Raw genomic sequence first — 582 nt, 5'->3', positions numbered from 1 at the left:
CGGCGGAAGGCAGCGTGCATTACTTGTCGGTGAACAGTTCTGAACAAGGAGCCGGATCCAACTATAAAAATGATGGAGCTAAAGGCGTTCATGCGGTAGCTATCGGTGCGTATGCTACGGCGGATAGTGTTGGCGGCGTGTCCTTGGGCAGAGATTCTACAGCAAAACGTGAAGGCGGTTTATTCGGTTATAATCCGAAAAACGGAGCAGCCTTTGTAGACGGTACAGCCGTAGCGGAATATCTCGGTAAGACTACGGAATATGACGCTTTGCAAACGGAAATGACCGCAAAGAAAAAGGCTGTTGAAGAGGCAAAAAAAGCTTTAAAAGAAAACGCTGCAGATATAACTAAGAAAGAAAATTTAAATAAGGCATATCAAGCTTTAGAAGCAGTGCAACAGAAAGAGAATCTTCTTCTCGGGGCGTATCGTTCGGCAAGTGGCTATGGTGCTTTTTCCGTAGGTAATGAAGAAAAAGGTATCACCCGTCAAATCACGGGCGTAGCTGCCGGTACAAAGGACACCGATGCGGTCAACGTGGCACAGCTTAAAGTATTGAATACGAAAGTAGACAAAGTAGCGG

Annotated in this window: 1 pseudogene; it reads left to right on the top strand. The window is 46.2% G+C overall.

The features are described 5' to 3' along the window. Positions 1-582 (top strand): annotated as a pseudogene (locus HMPREF3182_RS06565) (ESPR-type extended signal peptide-containing protein); the annotation flags it as partial.

It is taken from the genome of Megasphaera hutchinsoni (assembly GCF_001553405.1).
Lineage (GTDB): Bacteria > Bacillota > Negativicutes > Veillonellales > Megasphaeraceae > Megasphaera > Megasphaera hutchinsoni.
Note: the sequence above shows the minus strand (reverse complement) of the source record. Positions and strands in the feature narration are given on the sequence as shown.